Source organism: Micromonospora sp. HUAS YX12, assembly GCF_040215685.1.
Taxonomy (GTDB): domain Bacteria; phylum Actinomycetota; class Actinomycetes; order Mycobacteriales; family Micromonosporaceae; genus Micromonospora; species Micromonospora tulbaghiae.
In genome coordinates this window covers 1,742,012-1,757,581 of sequence record NZ_CP157974.1, presented here as the reverse complement: position 1 = coordinate 1,757,581, position 15,570 = coordinate 1,742,012, and the positions used below count along the sequence as shown (strand labels likewise).

The window sequence follows — 15,570 nt, the reverse complement described above, 5'->3', positions numbered from 1 at the left end:
CTCTCCGCTCCGTCGGGGTGACCGGTTAGCGGAGTGATGTGGGTCACTGGGCGCAGTGGGGATGCCGTTCGGCGCAGCCGTCCGCCGCCCGGCGGCGGAGCCTTCCCGGGCCGGGAGCGCGCTCTCTACCGTGCGCGAAACTCCCCCACGCCTGCGAAGGTGGTGATCCACAGATGTCCACGGACACACCCGCGTCCGCACCCGCCGAGTCGGCGGCGGAACGGTACCTCGCCGTCCAGCGGTCGGACGAGTTCGCCGGGTTGCGTCGCGCGCTACGCGGCTTCGTCTTCCCGATGACCGTCGCATTCTTCCTGTGGTACGCGCTCTACGTCATCCTCTCCGCGTACGCGCGGGGATTCATGGGCACGAAGCTGATCGGCGACATCAACGTCGCCCTGGTCTTCGGCCTGCTCCAGTTCGTCTCCACGTTCGTCATCGCCTGGCTCTACTCGCGGTTCGCCAACCGCCGGATCGACCCGGTCGCCGACCGGATCCGCGACGAGATGGGGGAGGTGACCCATGAACACGGTCCTCGCGGCTGAGGCGGGCAGCACCACCGCCCGGAACCTCACCATCACGCTGTTCCTGGTCTTCGTGGCGATCACGCTGGCGATCACCGTCTGGGCCAGCCGGCAGACCAAGACCGCCACCGACTTCTACGCCGGCGGCCGCTCCTTCTCCGGCTTCCAGAACGGCATGGCGATCGGCGGCGACTACATGTCGGCGGCGTCCTTCCTGGGCATCGCCGGCATCATCGCGCTCTACGGCTACGACGGCTTCCTCTACTCGATCGGCTTCCTGGTCGCCTGGCTGGTGGCGCTGCTGCTCGTGGCCGAGCTGCTGCGCAACTCCGGCCGGTACACGATGGCGGACGTCCTGGCGTTCCGGATGCGGCAGCGGCCGGTGCGGACCGCGGCGGCGGTCTCCACCATCACGGTGTCGATCTTCTACCTGCTGGCCCAGATGGTCGGCGCGGGCGCGCTCGTCGCGCTGCTGCTCGGCATCAAGCCGGGCACCACGTTCCTCGGCATGGACGCCGACACCGCCAAGGTCGCCACCATCATCATGGTCGGCGCCCTGATGATCATCTACGTGACGGTCGGCGGCATGAAGGGCACCACGTACGTGCAGATCGTCAAGGCGTTCCTGCTGATGGGTGGCGCGCTGGCGATGACGCTGCTGGTGCTCGCCAAGTACAAGTTCAACCTCTCCTCGCTGCTCGGTGACGCGGCCAGCGCCTCGGGCAAGGGAGCGGCGTTCCTCGAACCCGGGTTGCGCTACGGCGTGGAGACGCCCGGCGACGCGCTGAAGACGTTCTACAGCAAGATGGACCTGCTCTCGCTGGGCATCGCGCTGGTCCTCGGTACGGCCGGCCTGCCGCACATCCTGATCCGCTTCTACACCGTGCCGACCGCGCGGGCGGCCCGTAAGAGCGTGCTCTGGGCGATCGGCATCATCGGCACGTTCTACCTGCTCACCCTGGCGCTCGGCTTCGGCGCGGCGGCGATCGTCGGCGGGCAGGCGATCACCGAGCAGGACAAGGCGGGCAACACCGCGGCACCACAGCTCGCCGAGGCGCTGGGGGTGGACTTCCTCGGCGGGAACCTGGGCGGCGCGACACTGCTGGCGATCATCGCGGCGGTCGCGTTCGCCACGATCCTCGCGGTGGTCGCCGGGCTCACCCTGGCGTCGTCGTCCAGCCTGGCGCACGACTTCTACGCCAACGTGATGAAGAACGGGCAGGCGTCGGAACGGCAGGAGGTGACTGTCGCCCGCATCTCCGCGCTGGTGATCGGCACGGTCTCGATCGTTCTGTCGATCTACGCGCAGAACCTCAACGTGGCGTTCCTGGTCGCGCTGGCGTTCGCGGTGGCCGCATCCGGCAACCTGCCGGCGATCCTCTACAGCCTGTTCTGGAAGCGGTTCAACACCTCGGGCGCGGTCTGGGCGATCTACGGCGGCCTGCTCGCCGCCGTGGTGCTCGTCTTCTTCTCGCCGGTCGTCTCCGGCGCGCCGACGGCGATGTTCCCCGACCACGACTGGCAGTGGTTCCCGCTGTCGAACCCGGGCATCATCTCGATCCCGTTCGGCTTCCTGTGCGGCTGGCTCGGCACGATCCTGTCCAAGGAGAGCGACGAGGAGAAGTACGCGGAACTGGAGGTGCGCTCGCTCACCGGAGCCGGCGCCCACTGATCACCACGGTCGAGCGGGGCCCCTGCCTTACGCGGGGGCCCCGCCTCGCGTGTATAGGCTGACCGCCATGAAGGTCGCTCCCCGCTTCGGAACCGGACACCGCATCCTCGTCACCGGCGGCGCCGGTTTCGTACCGTCCCACCTGGTCGACCGGCTCGTCGAGCGCGGCTGCGACGTCGTGGTGCTGGACAACTTCGTCACCGGGTCCAAGGACAACGTCGCCCACCTGCTGGACCGGCCGACCTTCACGCTCGTCGAGGCGGACATCTCCGACGGCCTGCCGAACCACCCGGCGATGACCGAGCGGTTCGACGCGATCCTGCACATGGCGTCCCCGGCCAGCCCCACCGACTTCGAGAAGCTGCCGGTGGAGATCCTCCGGGTCGGCTCGGTGGCCACGCTGGCGCTGCTGGAGCGGGCCACCGACGACGGCGCCCGGTTCCTGATGGCCTCCACCTCCGAGGCGTACGGCGACCCGAAGGAGCACCCGCAGCGCGAGACGTACTGGGGCAACGTCAACCCGATCGGCATCCGCAGCGTCTACGACGAGGCGAAGCGGTTCTCCGAGGCGGCCACCATGGCCTACCACCGCAGCCGGGGCACCGACACCGCGATCGTACGGATCTTCAACACGTACGGTCCGCGGATGCGCCCGGACGACGGCCGGGCCATCCCGACGTTCATCTCCCAGGCGCTGCGCGGCGAGCCGATCACGGTGCACGGCACCGGCAACCAGACCCGCTCGATCTGCTACGTCGACGACCTGGTGCGCGGCATCCTGCTGCTGCTCGACTCGACCGAGACCGGCCCGATCAACTGCGGCACCGAGCACGAGATGTCGATGCGGCAACTGGCCGAGACGATCGTGTCACTCACCGGCAGCACGTCCGAGGTGAGCTACATCACTCGGGCCTCGGACGACCCGGAGATGCGCCGCCCGGACCTGACCCTCGCCCGCGAACTGCTCGGATACGAGCCGAGCGTCACGCCCGAAGACGGCCTCCGACGCACGATCGAGTACTTCCGCGGGCGGCTCGGGTACTGAACCCGACGGGGACGCGGCTGACACCGGCGCGCGTACGAGGGCGTCGGTGGCCCGGCCGACCTACCCTCGGTTACATGTCAGCGACCTCGTCTGCCGGCGCCCCGATCCCCCGCCACCTGAGCCGGGGCGCGGGCCGCGCCCAGGTTCCCGGCTCCGGCCGGGCCACCACCGGGCGCGCCCGGCCCTCGGAAACCAGGTGGTACCCCGCACACGACGAGGCGCCCCGCTCGGGCGGTCCCGGCGGTCCGGTGGGGCCGACCGGCCCCGGTGGTCCGGGCGGCGGTGGTCCGGGCGGGCCCGGGCGGCGTGGCCCCCGGCCGCGCTGGGGGCGCATCGGCCTGGTAGCCGGCGTCGCGGTGCTGGTGCTGGCGCTGCTCGGCGGCCTCGGCGCCTGGTTCTACGCCCGCAACCTGGACGACGACCTGGCGCGCACCGACCCGTTCGCCGGGATCACCGGTGGACGGCCGGCCAAGCAGGTCGAGGGTGCGTTCAACATCCTGCTCGTGGGCAGTGACTCGCGGGATCCGGACGCCCCGGTCGACGGGAGCGGCAAGTGGCGCGCGGACACCGTGATCGTCATGCACATCCCGGCCGACCACAAGAGCGCCTACCTGGTCTCGGTGCCGCGTGACCTGTACGTGCCGATCCCGGAGAGCGCGGGCGCGTCCTGCGACTCCGGCTCGCGCAACAAGATCAACGCGGCGTTCGCGTTCGGCGGCCTGCCGCTCGCGGTGAAGACCGTGGAGTGCTTCACCGACGTACGGATCGACCACGTCATGGCCATCGACTTCGGCGGCTTCAAGGAGGTCACCGACGCCCTGGGCGGGGTGGACCTCAAGGTGGAGCGGACCATCACCTCGATCCACAAGCCGTACCGGACGTTCACCAAGGGCGTGAACCACATGAACGGCGCCGAGGCGCTGGACTGGGTCCGGCAGCGCAAGCAGTTCCCGGACGGCGACTTCGCCCGGATGCGGCACCAGCAGGAGTTCCTGAAGGCGCTGATGGACAAGGCGGCGAGCACCGGGACGCTCACCAATCCCAAGAAGCTGAACGACTTCCTCAAGGCGGTCACCGCCGCCGTCACGGTCGACCAGGGATTCTCGTTGACCGACATGGCAGTGCAGTTCCGCAGCCTGCGGGGTGAGAACCTGACGTTCGTCACCAGCCCGCACCTGGGCGGACAGACCATCGACGGCCAGTCGGTGGTGGTCTCCGACCGGGAGAAGGCGCTGGCGATGTACAAGGCCATCGCCGCGGACCGGATGGCCGAGTGGATGCAGGCGAACCAGAAGGGTTCGGGCGACAACGCGGGCGGCTGACGCCGGCACCACATGACCGGTCCCGAGCGCTAGGACCTCGCCGCCACGGAGGCCAACCGCCGACCGGCTCCTTACCCCTGCCCGTTCGGCCACAACCCGAAGATGTCGTCCGGTATTGACGGGAATTGCGCCCCTACGAGGTCGCGAGAACGGGAACAGATACGTAAAGTGGTCCCGCCCCCGATCACCGAGCTGGAGCACGCATGTCGGTCCAGACCAGCCGTCGCCCGCAGTCACCGGCACCCGGATCATCCGGGCGGGTCCCTCCGGTCATCCCCACACAGCCCGGTTCCGGCGGTCGCGGTCCCGGCGGTGGCAAGAAGAAGCGCACCAAGCGCAAGGACCCGCTCTGGGCCAAGCTCACCCTGGTGCTCGGCGCGGTGCTGATGGTGACCAGCGGCGTCGCGATCGTCGGCAGCAAGGCGGTCATCGGCCAGGCCACCAGCAACATCGCCCAGCGCAATCTTCTCGGCGAGGCGGGCAAGACCGAGGCGGAGGGCGGCAACAGCCTCGAAGGCCCGATCGACATGCTGCTGCTCGGCGTGGACGCGCGGGCCCGCTGGGCCGCCGACGACGTCCGGTCGGACACGATCATCGTGTTGCACATCCCGGCCAGCCACGACCAGGCGTACCTGATCTCGATCCCCCGGGACACCGAGGCCCGCATCCCGGCCTTTGAGAAGAGCGGTTACCGGGGCGGCGTCGACAAGATCAACGCGGCCTTCTTCCACGGCGCCCAGAACGGCGGCGGCTGGGAGGGCGGTGCCCAGCTCATGGCCAAGACGATCAAGGGCATGACCGGCATCAGCTTCGACGGCGCCGCGATCATCAACTTCGGCGGCTTCAAGAACGTCATCGACGCGATCGGCACGGTCAACATCTGTGTGACCCAGGACGTCTCTTCGCTGCACATGTCGTACGTCGACGGCAAGCCGATGTGGAACGCGGACGCCAAGAAGACCGGCAAGAGGATGAAGCCGGTGAGCTACAAGAAGGGTTGCCAGGAGATGGAGGGGTGGCAGGCGCTGGATTACTCCCGGCAGCGCAAGACACTCCGCAACGGCGACTACGACCGGCAGCAGAATCAGCAGCAACTGATCAAGGCGATGGCGAAGAAGGCGAGCCAGAGCGGGACGTTGACCAACCCGATCAAGCTGAACGCGCTGATCAAGGCGGCCGGCAAGGCGTTCGTCCTGGACACCGGCGGTGTGTCGATCGAGGACTTCATCTTCACCATGAAGGGTGTGACCGGCAACGACCTGGTCATGCTCCGCACCAACGGCGGCACCTTCAACGGCAACGGCAACCGGGAGATCCTCAACGAGGTCAGCATGGACATGTTCAGGGCGGTCAAGAACGACAAGCTGGCCGAGTTCGTGGTGAACAACCCGGACGTCCTCTCGACCCGTAAATGACCTGCTGACCTGCGCGAAAGCGATACCGGTCGGCCGATCCCCCCGTAGCCTGACGTGAGCGGGTCTCATGTCGCGGCTACGGGGGGATCGTCACGTCCAGGCCAGCACGGAACCGACGCGGGCGGGGTGGACCCGCCCGCTGGGCCCGGTTCCTGCTCGGCACCGGGCTCGTCCTGGTCCTGCTCGCCACGCTCGGCGTCGCCGGGCTACACTGGCTCACCTCGCGCTACGACCGCACCGTGGCCAAGGAGCAACTGCTCGACCCGGCCGCCCGGAACAAGCGGACAGACCTGGACGGCGCGCTCAACTACCTGCTGATCGGCTCGGACCACCGGCCCGGCGCGAACCCGGAGGACCAGCGCTCCGACAGCATCCTGATCGTGCACGTACCGGCCGGGATGCGGCAGGCGTACCTGATCTCCGTGCCGCGCGACCTGCTGGTGGCGCTCCCCCCGGCACCGGGCTTCCCCGGCGGCCAGGACAAGGTCAACGCCGCGTACGAGCACGGCGGCGGCGGTGAGGGCGGCGCGCGGCTGCTCAGCACCACCCTGAGCCGGCTCACCGGCATCCGCTTCGACGGGGCCGCACTCGTCGACTTCTCCGGCTTCAAGCAGGTGATCGACCAGCTCGGCGGCATCCGGATGTGCGTGGACACGCCGGTGCGCTCGATCCACACCCGGCACCAGTTCGACGCCGGCTGCCAGCAGATGGACGGCGCACGGACGCTCGACTACGTGCGGCAGCGCTACGACCTGCCCGGCGGCGACTACGACCGGCAGCGGCACCAGCAGCAGATGCTGCGGGCGGTGCTCGACCGGGCGGGTGAGACGCGGCTGCGCAGCGACCCGGTCAAGCTGGACCGGGTGCTCCGCGCGGCCGGCGGGGCACTGACCGTGGACACCAACGGCGTACCCCTGGACGAGCTGTTGTTCGCGCTGCGCGGCCTGCCCGCGGACGCCCTGCGCGGGGTCCAGGTGCCCTCCTACCCGCAGACCATCGACGGCGTCTCGTACGTGGTGCTGGACAACGGCGGCGGCGGGCTGTTCACCGCGCTGCGCGACACGCGCGTGCCGGAGTGGGCCGGCGCCAACCCGCGCTGGGTCAACCGGCTGTGAGCGGCGTGGGCGACTAGGCTTGGTGACCGTGTTCGGAGCCTCACTACCCAGCGTCCCCGCGTCGGCCGTGCCCGACGACGTCTACCTGCTCGACGTCCGGGAGGACGACGAGTGGGCCGCCGGCCACGCGCCGGCCGCCCATCACCTGCCGATGACCGAGCTGCCCGCCCGGATCGCCGAGATCCCGCAGGACCGCGACGTCGCGGTGATCTGCCGCTCGGGCGGACGTTCCGCCCAGGTGGTCGGTTACCTCATGCGCAACGGCTGGGACCAGGTGCGCAACGTCGACGGGGGGATGGGCGACTGGGCCGCCGCCGGCCGTCCGGTGGTCACCGACGACGGGCAGCCGGGCCGGGTCGCCTGAGCCGGTGACGCGGCCATGACCGTCCCCCTGGTCTTCGCCCATCGCGGTGCCTCGTACGACCTGCCGGAGCACACGCTCGCCGCCTACCTGCGCGCGCTCGACGAGGGCGCGGACGGGCTGGAGTGCGACGTCCGGCTGACCCGCGACGGGCACCTGGTCTGCGTGCACGACCGCCGGCTGGACCGCACCAGCAACGGCCGTGGGCTGGTCAGCGCGCGGACGCTCGCCGAGCTGGAGGCGCTCGACTTCGGCTCCTGGCATCGGGCCGCGACGCTCGCCGAGGACGACGCGCCGCTCGACGAGTCGCACACCCGGCTGCTCACGCTGGAGCGGCTGCTCGACGCGGTGCTGGCCGCCGGGCGGCCGGTCCGGCTGCTGATCGAGACGAAGCACCCGTCCCGTTACCGGGGCGACGTCGAGCGCCGCCTGGTCGAGATGCTGCGCCGGTACGGGCTGGCCGAGCCCCGCCCGGACCATCCGGTCCAGGTGACCGTGATGTCGTTCTCGCCGCTCGCCGTACGCCGGATCCGGGAACTCGCCCCGGCGCTGCCCACGGTGCTGCTGCTGGAGGTGCTGCCGCGCCTGCTGCCGCTGGGCCGGCTGCCGTTCGGCGCCCGGATCGCCGGCCCCGGCGTGGACCTCGTCCGGGCCCGCCCGCGCCTGGTCCCCGCGCTGCGCGCCGCCGGCAACTCGGTGTACGTCTGGACCGTCAACGAGCCGGAAGACCTGGAACTCGTGCTCGAAGCCGGCGTGGACGGGGTGATCACGGACCGGCCGGCCCACGCGCTGGCCCGGTTGGGCCGGTGAGTCCCGTCGATCGGTACCGGGGACGGTCGACCGGCCGGGGGTGTCCCGGACGCGGACGGCGCGGCACACTCGGGACATGCCGGAGCGAACCGACTACCCCGCCGTCATCGCCGGCCACACCGCAGTGATCAACATGATCAACTCGGGCGAGTCCGGTCTCGCCGTGCTCACCCGTCTGCTCCGCGAGGTCGAACCGGCGGTCGGCGCGGCCGGCCTGGTCTTCGTGGAGTTCACCCCGGCCGGGGGGCGGGTGATCGCGGCGACCGGCCGCGCCGAGTTCGTCCTCGGCCGCCCGCTGCCCGCCACCGACCCGGCCACCGTCTGCCTGCTCGCCGGGCCGCCGGTGCGGGAGGTCCGGGTCGACGCGATCCCTGGCGCGCTCGCCGACGAGGTCGCCGGCCGGGGACTCTCCCGGATGATCGTGGCGCGCGCCGAGATCGGCGGGCTCACAGTCGGCAGCCTGCACGCGCTCTACCCGCTGGGCGAGCCGCTGCAACCCTCGCAACGCGCCGTCATCGGCTACATCGCCGCGTGCGTCGCCCACATGTACGGCGATCAGACCGGCCTGCCCGTACACGGTGACGGCCCGGTCGTGGCGGCGCTCGCCGACGGACTGGCGGTGGTGGACCGGGACGGGCGGGTCCGGCTCTGGAACCCGGCCGCGGCCCAGGTGACCGGCCGGCCGGCGGAGGAGGCGCTGAGCCGTCCGCTGCCGTTCCCGCTGCCGCCGCCCGGCCAGGTGCTCGACCACCGGCTGCCGGACGGCCGCTGGCTGCGGATCACCTCCGGCGAGCTGCCCGGCCCGAACGCGCTGCGGGTGGTCAGCTTCCGCGACACCACCGACCAGCAGCGGCGCGACCACGACCGGGATCTGTTCGTCGCGGTGACCAGCCACGAGCTGCGTACCCCGGTCACCGTGATCAAGGGGTACGCGGACACGCTCACCGACCACTGGGACTCGCTGAGCGACGGCGACCGGAGGCAGGCCGCCCGGATCATCGGCCAGCGCGCGAACGAACTGGCCCGCCTGGTCGACCGGCTGCTGACCGCCGCCACCGAGAACCGCCCCGGTGGTGAACCGGCCGCGCCGTTCGACCTGGTCGACGCGCTGCGGGCGGCGGTGGCCGACCTGCCGGCGGACGTCCGGCACCGGGTCGTGCTCGACCTGCCCGCCGACCTGCCCAAGGCGCTCGGCGACCGGCACAGCCTCGCCACTGTGCTCACCGAACTGGGCACCAACGCCGGGAAGTACTCGCTGCCGGACACGCCGATCGAGATCACCGCCGAGGCGAACGAGCGGACCGTCTCGTTCCGGGTGGCCGACCGGGGCATCGGCATCCGGCCGGAACACGTGGAGCGGGCCTTCGACCGGTTCTGGCAGGGTGAGTCCGGCGACCGCCGCCGGTATCCCGGCGCCGGGCTCGGTCTCTATCTCGTCCGCCAGATCGTTGAACAGCAGAATGGATGGGTATCCCTCCGGCCCAGAGCCGGTGGCGGTACGGTCGCAGAGGTGCGGCTGCCCCGGGGTTGACCGGGGCGCTCACGGGCGGGGAAGGAACGACGTGTCGACTGGTCCGGCCGAACGGTCGTGGTGCGTGGTGGTGCCTCACGACGCCATCGGCGCGCGCCTGGCCCGGCACCGGCTCGCCGACGAGCTGACCGGTGTCGTACCCCCGATCCTGGTGGCCGACCTGGTCGCGGTCCTCGCCGAACTGGTCGGCAACGCGGTCCGGCACGCCGACGCGCTGCCCGGCGGCGTCGTCCGGGTCGCCTGGCGGCTGCGCCCGACCGAGCAGGGGCCGAGCGTCGTACTCCGGGTCACCGACGGCGGTGCCGGCGCCGGTCCGCGCATGCGGGCCGCCTCGCCGGACGCGGCGGACGGGCGGGGACTGCACATCGTCGCCGGGCTGGCCAGCGGCTGGGGCGTGGAGCGCGACGGCCTGGGCCAGAGCGTGTGGGCCCGGTTCGACCCGGTCCCGGCGCAGCGGACGGACCTGGTCGCCGCCGGCTGACCGACGCGGCGGGCGGGTCCGGCCCCCACCGCCGAGACCCGGCATCTAGGCTGTCTCGCCATGAGCGAGCGGAGCGGAGCGGGCGCATGAGCAAGCGTCGGAAGAACCAGCGGGCCGTCGAGGCCACCCCGAAGCGGGAGAAGGTGCGCGACGTCTTCGTCCCCCGGCCGTTCGAGGGCCTCGCCGACGAGCCGGAGTGGATCGCCCTGCGCGAGCTGGTCCCGGCCGCGTCCGCGCCGCTGCGGCTGACCCCGGAACTGATCGAGGAGTACGGCGACCGGCCGGTCACGCTGGCCACCGTGCTGCCGATGGCCGCCCCGGCGATGACCAAGCCGGACGGGCGGGTCTTCATCGGCCTGCAACGGCACCAGCAGTCCGGCGACGTCTCCCGTGACCTGGCCGACGCGCTGATCTCCGCGCTGCGGACCGAGCCGGGCGGCCAGGTGAGCGTGCCGCCGCTGCCCGGGCCGGGCCCCCGCCTCCAGGACATCCTGGTGGACGGCCCGCTGGAGATCAGCATGCACGACGGGTTCGACTTCTGGCTCGACCCGGGCGCCGCCGACGACCCGAACGTCCAGGCGTCCCTGGAGCGGGCCAACTCGGCGATCTACCCGACCGTGCGGCTGGCCGCCGCGCGGGCCGCGTACTGGTGCCAGGTGCCGGAGAAGGCCCACGTCCGCCTGGTCCTGCCGGAGGACGAGGACACCGCGCTGGACGCGCTGTCCCGGCTCGCCGCCGGGGGCGCGCTGACGCTCGGCGACGACACGAAGTTCGCGGGCATGTTCCGGGCGCACGGGCGCCTCGCGCCGGTCTGGGATCTGCCGGAGGACACCCCGGCCGCCGAGTGGGAGGCGCCGGTGGCGGAGTTCGCCAAGCGCTACGCCGAGGCGGTCGCGGAGCGGGAGCCGCTCGACGCGGCCGGCCGCCGGGCCCGCCAGGGCCTGCTCGGCCGCCAGCTGACGCTGCGCTGACGTCTCCGGGTCAGGCGGCCCCGCCCTTCTCCCGCACCAGCGGGCAGGACATGCAGCGCGGGCCGCCCCGCCCGGAGCCCAGCTCCGAACCGGCGATGGCGATCACCTCGATGCCGGCCCGTTCCAGTTGCGCGTTGGTCTCCACGTTGCGCTCGTAGCCGACGCAGAGCCGGGGCGCGAGCGCGAGCGTGTTGTTGCCGTCGTCCCACTGCTCGCGTTCGGCGGTGACCGGGTCGAGGCCGGTGTCGATCACCCGGAGCTGGTCGAGGTCCATCGCGTCGGCGGCGGCCCGCAGGAACGGCGCCGGGCCGTCGACCCGCAGGTCGTCGCCGTCCGCGCCGGCGATGACCGTGTACGCGGACAGCTCGTCGGCGACGTTCGCGTACATCAGCACGGCGTCGACGTCGACCATGGTGCAGATCGTGTCCAGGTGCATGGTGGCGCGCTCCTGCGCGATCGGCACCACCAGGATGGTGTGCGCCAGCCCGGCCGCGAACACCTGCCGGGCCAGCCGTTCCGCGCCGGCCGGGGTGGTGCGCTCGCCGACGCCGACGGCGAGCACCCCCGGCGCGAGCAGCAGCACGTCGCCGCCCTCCAGGTGCTCCAGCCGGGGGTGGTAGACGAACTCGGTGCCGACGAAACGCGGGTGGTAGCGGTAGATCGCGTCGGTGAGGGTGGTCTCCCGCCGCCGGGCCGGCATGGCCAGGCTGGTCACTCCGACCCGGTCGCCGATCCAGACCGACGAGTCGCGGGTGAACAGCAGGTTGGGCAGCGGGTCGATGACGAAGTCGTGCCGGTCCATGAGCGTCCAGACCAGACCGCCGGGGCGGTCGGCGCCGATCCGCAGCTCCTCGTGGGCGAGCCCGGCGGTGAGCACGTCGGCCAGCGCGGCCGGGTCGAGGTACGCCAGATGGTCGGCGACCCGGCGCCGCAGGGTGTGGCCGAGCCGGCGGGACCGCAGCACCTGGTCGGTCAGCTCGGCCCGGGCGTCCGCCACGGCGAGCGTCTCGACCAGCAGGTCGGTCAGGTAGAGCACCTCGACCCCGCGGGACCGCAGCGCGGCCGCGAACGCGTCGTGCTCCTCCTGCGCGCGTCCCACCCATGGGATAGCGTCGAACAGGAGACTGTCGTTGTTCCGTGGGGTGAGGCGGGCCAGTTCCGGTCCCGGGCGGTGCAGCAGGACCGTCCCGAGCCGGGCGACTTCGCTGTCCACATAGTGGGTCACTCCCGCAGCCTAGGGCAGGCTTGCGCACCATCCGGAAAAGAAGTGTGGATGAATATGGCATTCATCCACACTCACTCCGGCGGTCCAACTTGCCGAGCCCCCGGGGGCGCAACGTAGGGTAGTGGAGACATAACTTCGAGAGACCTTTTGCCGGAGGTCGCGATGACTGTCTTTCCCGCTCGTCGAGCCGTACCGAGCAGGGCACTGCCGCCCCGCACGGTGCCGCACTCCCGGGTCGAGCCCACCTCGGTGCTCGAGCCGGCCCGACCGACTCCACTGGAGTGGGCCCGGCGTCGCCGGGCGGAGCGGGGGGCCCGCCGGTTGGAAGCGGCAGGGGCTCGCGCCCTGGGCCAGCTCGACCATCTCGGTCCCGCCTGGCACGTCATCGAGTGGCCCCGGACGGACCCGGCGGACATGCTGCTCGACCGTGGCCGCGACGACCGGGCCGGGTTCCTGGCCATCGGCCCGAGCGGTCTGTTCGCGGTCACCATCGCCGACCACGGCCGGGCCCGGGTGCTCGTGGCCGGAGACGTGGTCCAGATCAACGGCAAGCGCCCGCCGTACGTGGCGGAGGCGCGCCGGGACGCCAAGCGGGCCAGCAAGGCCCTCTCCGACGCGGTCGGCCTGCCGATCCCGGTCACCCCGGTGCTGACGTTCGTCGGCTCCGGGGTGATCAGCGTCTACGGCCTGCCCAAGGACTGCCTCATGGCCACCCACCGAGAGCTGGACCGCCTGCTCGTGGCCGGTGGGAACCGGATCAGTCCGGCCACCGCCGAGAAGCTCTCCCGCGTCGCGCAGGCGCCGGCGACGTGGTTCAACGGCACGTACCGTCCAACCGCCGACTACCGGTGGTATGACGAGGGCCGAACGGCCGCTGACAAGCGGGCCGCCCGCCGGTAACGTCTCCGGCGACGCCACGCGGCCCACGGCACCGCCCCGACTGGTTCCGTCGGTCCGCGCCGTCGCCGGCCGCCCGGCAGCCGATGCTTCCGCCGCACCGACCGGCTAGCGTGGACAGACCGTCGGTGTACATAGGAGGCGCGGTGGCCCACGTCGAACTCTCACTCTCGGAAGTGTTCGCGCCCGCGGCATCCGCCGAGCAGGAGTCCGACAACTTCGGGCAGTGGTCCGGCATGGTCTCCCGGGCCGCCGAGCCGTGCCTGCTGATCGACGCGGGCACCACTGTCGTGGCGATCTCCTCGTCCGGCTGCGACCTGCTCTGCCTGGGCGCCCCGGAGGACGTGATCGGCCTGCCGCTGCTGGAGGGCGGCCTGCGCCTGGTCGACTTCACGGCGAGCCCGAGCGAGCTGACCGAGCAGGAGACCGACAAGATCCCGCCGCTGCTCGCGCTGCACTCCGGGCGGCTCGCCCGCGGCCTGCTGCGGGTGCAGGGGCCCGGCTCGGACGCCGGCCGGACGGTCGACGCCATCTCCACGCCGGTGCTCACCGACGGCGCGGTGGCCGGCTCGCTCACGTTCCTCTCCGCGGTCTGACCTCTCCGCGGTCTGACCCGGCGCACTTCACCCGGGCCGGTCCTGCTCCTACGATGGGCCTCGGCCCCACCGTACGACGACATCCCTCGATGCCCGAGGACGCCCCCGTGCCCCGCACCCCACAGCCCCGACGCCGCCACCGTCCGCTGGCGCTGGCGACGCTGCTCGCCCTCGCCGCCTGCGGCACCCCGCCCGAGCTGCGGGCGCCACCCGCCGCCGCCACGCCCGTCCCGGTCCCGTCGGCGTCCGCCACGCCCAGCCCGAGCGCCACCCCGACCCCACCGGCGCCGGTCCTCCCGCCGACGCTCTCCCCGTCCGTGCCGGCCTCGGCGGTGCCCTGCCGAGGGCGGCCGTCCGGCGACCGGATCGTCGCGCTGCTGCGCGGATCCGCCGGCGTGCTGCCCCGCGACGTCCGGGTGACGGTGGCGACCGGTCCGCTCTGCGCCGAGGGCTGGCAGTACACGGTGCTGACCGTCACCGGGCACGAGGAGCTGCAGGTGGTGACGCGCGGCGAGACCGGCACGCCGAGGCTGGTCACCGCCGGCACGGACGTGTGCGGCGTCGAGGTGCGGACCGTGGCGCCGGCCGGCATCCGTACCCTGGCCTGCGGCGGCACGCCGGGTGCGTAGGCTGGTCGGCATGCCGGGAACACCGCCGACCCGCTTCGTCTACCTGGGCCCCGAGGGCACCTTCGCCGAGCAGGCCCTGCGTACGGTGCCCGCCGCCGAGCGCGGGGACCGCACGCCGGCCCGCAGCGTCGGTGAGGCACTCGACGCGGTACGCGCCGGGGAGGCGGACGCGGCGCTGGTGCCGCTGGAGAACTCCATCGGCGGCGCGGTCGGGGTGACGCTCGACGAACTGGTCGAGGGCGACCCGCTGGTGATCACCCGCGAGGTGGTGCTGCCGGTGGAGTTCGTACTCGCCGCCCGCGTCGGCACCTCGCTGGCCGACGTCCGCTCCGTCGCGGCCCACCCGCAGGCGTCCACCCAGTGCCGGGGCTGGCTGCGGCAGCACCTGCCCGACGCCACGGTGGTCGACGTGCTCTCCAACGGCGCGGCCGCGGCCGGTGCGGCGAGCGGCGAGCACGACGCCGCCATCTGCGCCCCGATCGGCGCGACCCGGCACCGGCTCACCGTGCTCGCCGACAAGATCGCCGACCACCCGGACGCGGTCACCCGGTTCGCGCTGGTGTCCCGCCCCGGCCCGCCCCCGCCGCCCACCGGCGACGACCTCACCTCGCTCGCGGTGTGCCTCGCCCACGACCGGGTGGGCGCGCTGCTGGCGGTGCTGATGGAGCTAGCGGTTCGCGGCGTGAACATGACCCGGATCGAGTCCCGCCCGACCGGCGAGGCGCTCGGCCGCTACGTGTTCTTCCTGGACTGCGCCGGGCACGTCGCCGACGTACGCCTGGGCGAGGCGTTGCAGGGGCTGCGCCGGGTCTGCGCGGACGTACGGTTCCTGGGGTCGTACCCCCGGCACCGCTGGAGCACGGCGGCGGGTGACCAGCAGGCGCCGGCGCCGCCCGGTCTCACCGACGCCGACTACGCCGACGCGGCGGCCTGGGTGGCCCGGCTGCAGGCCGGCGAGCTGAGCTGACCGGCCCGGGGC

16 protein-coding genes are annotated in these 15,570 nt (G+C 72.4%); 15 read left to right on the top strand and 1 reads right to left on the bottom strand.

Going from position 1 to position 15,570, the window contains the following annotated elements; all coding sequences use genetic code 11:
* The first annotated feature begins 173 nt into the window (after positions 1-173).
* The 11 genes from ABIH81_RS08745 (at position 174) to ABIH81_RS08695 (ending at position 11,244) form a co-directional block, all read left to right on the top strand.
* Positions 174-542 (top strand): DUF485 domain-containing protein, encoded by a 369-nt coding sequence (locus ABIH81_RS08745; protein WP_349879825.1) that lies wholly within the window; start codon positions 174-176, stop codon positions 540-542.
* Positions 520-2,193, top strand: coding sequence for a cation acetate symporter (locus ABIH81_RS08740; RefSeq protein WP_349879824.1), 1,674 nt, complete (start codon positions 520-522; stop codon positions 2,191-2,193). Before ABIH81_RS08745 ends, ABIH81_RS08740 begins: the two co-directional genes overlap by 23 nt.
* Before the next feature lie 67 nt (positions 2,194-2,260).
* A complete protein-coding gene (locus ABIH81_RS08735) occupies positions 2,261-3,238 on the top strand; it encodes an NAD-dependent epimerase/dehydratase family protein (protein ID WP_128138238.1) in 978 nt (325 codons plus the stop codon).
* 74 nt (positions 3,239-3,312) lie between these two features.
* Positions 3,313-4,560, top strand: a complete 1,248-nt coding sequence (locus ABIH81_RS08730) for an LCP family protein (RefSeq protein WP_334460968.1) — start codon at positions 3,313-3,315, stop codon at positions 4,558-4,560.
* A 203-nt stretch (positions 4,561-4,763) separates the two neighbouring features.
* Complete coding sequence (locus tag ABIH81_RS08725; RefSeq protein ID WP_128137090.1) at positions 4,764-5,975, top strand: LCP family protein; 1,212 nt, start codon at positions 4,764-4,766, stop codon at positions 5,973-5,975.
* Between the two features lie 179 nt (positions 5,976-6,154).
* On the top strand, positions 6,155-7,090 hold the full coding sequence (locus ABIH81_RS08720) for an LCP family protein (RefSeq protein ID WP_181726565.1): 936 nt from the start codon (positions 6,155-6,157) through the stop codon (positions 7,088-7,090).
* Positions 7,091-7,118: 28 nt separating this feature from the next.
* Entirely contained in the window at positions 7,119-7,454 is a 336-nt protein-coding gene (locus tag ABIH81_RS08715) for a rhodanese-like domain-containing protein (RefSeq protein WP_013289303.1), read from the top strand.
* Positions 7,455-7,469: 15 nt separating this feature from the next.
* On the top strand, positions 7,470-8,261 hold the full coding sequence (locus tag ABIH81_RS08710; RefSeq protein ID WP_128137087.1) for a glycerophosphodiester phosphodiesterase family protein: 792 nt from the start codon (positions 7,470-7,472) through the stop codon (positions 8,259-8,261).
* A gap of 76 nt (positions 8,262-8,337) precedes the next feature.
* A complete protein-coding gene (locus ABIH81_RS08705) occupies positions 8,338-9,792 on the top strand; it encodes an ATP-binding protein (RefSeq protein ID WP_349879823.1) in 1,455 nt (484 codons plus the stop codon).
* Between the two features lie 31 nt (positions 9,793-9,823).
* Positions 9,824-10,273 (top strand): ATP-binding protein, encoded by a 450-nt coding sequence (locus ABIH81_RS08700; protein ID WP_349879822.1) that lies wholly within the window; start codon positions 9,824-9,826, stop codon positions 10,271-10,273.
* Between the two features lie 86 nt (positions 10,274-10,359).
* Entirely contained in the window at positions 10,360-11,244 is an 885-nt protein-coding gene (locus tag ABIH81_RS08695; protein WP_349879821.1) for a DUF5926 family protein, read from the top strand.
* A gap of 10 nt (positions 11,245-11,254) precedes the next feature.
* Here the strand turns inward: ABIH81_RS08695 and ABIH81_RS08690 are convergent, their stop codons facing one another.
* Positions 11,255-12,469, bottom strand: coding sequence for an arginine deiminase (locus ABIH81_RS08690; protein WP_349879820.1), 1,215 nt, complete (start codon positions 12,467-12,469; stop codon positions 11,255-11,257).
* Between the two features lie 162 nt (positions 12,470-12,631).
* Between ABIH81_RS08690 and ABIH81_RS08685 the strand changes: the two genes are divergently transcribed.
* The 4 genes from ABIH81_RS08685 (at position 12,632) to pheA (ending at position 15,558) form a co-directional block, all read left to right on the top strand.
* On the top strand, positions 12,632-13,369 hold the full coding sequence (locus ABIH81_RS08685; protein WP_334460970.1) for a hypothetical protein: 738 nt from the start codon (positions 12,632-12,634) through the stop codon (positions 13,367-13,369).
* A 143-nt stretch (positions 13,370-13,512) separates the two neighbouring features.
* Positions 13,513-13,962, top strand: coding sequence for a hypothetical protein (locus ABIH81_RS08680; RefSeq protein WP_318336171.1), 450 nt, complete (start codon positions 13,513-13,515; stop codon positions 13,960-13,962).
* 89 nt (positions 13,963-14,051) lie between these two features.
* Entirely contained in the window at positions 14,052-14,591 is a 540-nt protein-coding gene (locus ABIH81_RS08675; RefSeq protein WP_349879819.1) for a hypothetical protein, read from the top strand.
* 10 nt (positions 14,592-14,601) lie between these two features.
* Positions 14,602-15,558, top strand: a complete 957-nt coding sequence (gene pheA, locus ABIH81_RS08670) for a prephenate dehydratase (protein WP_349879818.1) — start codon at positions 14,602-14,604, stop codon at positions 15,556-15,558.
* Positions 15,559-15,570: the final 12 nt, after the last annotated feature.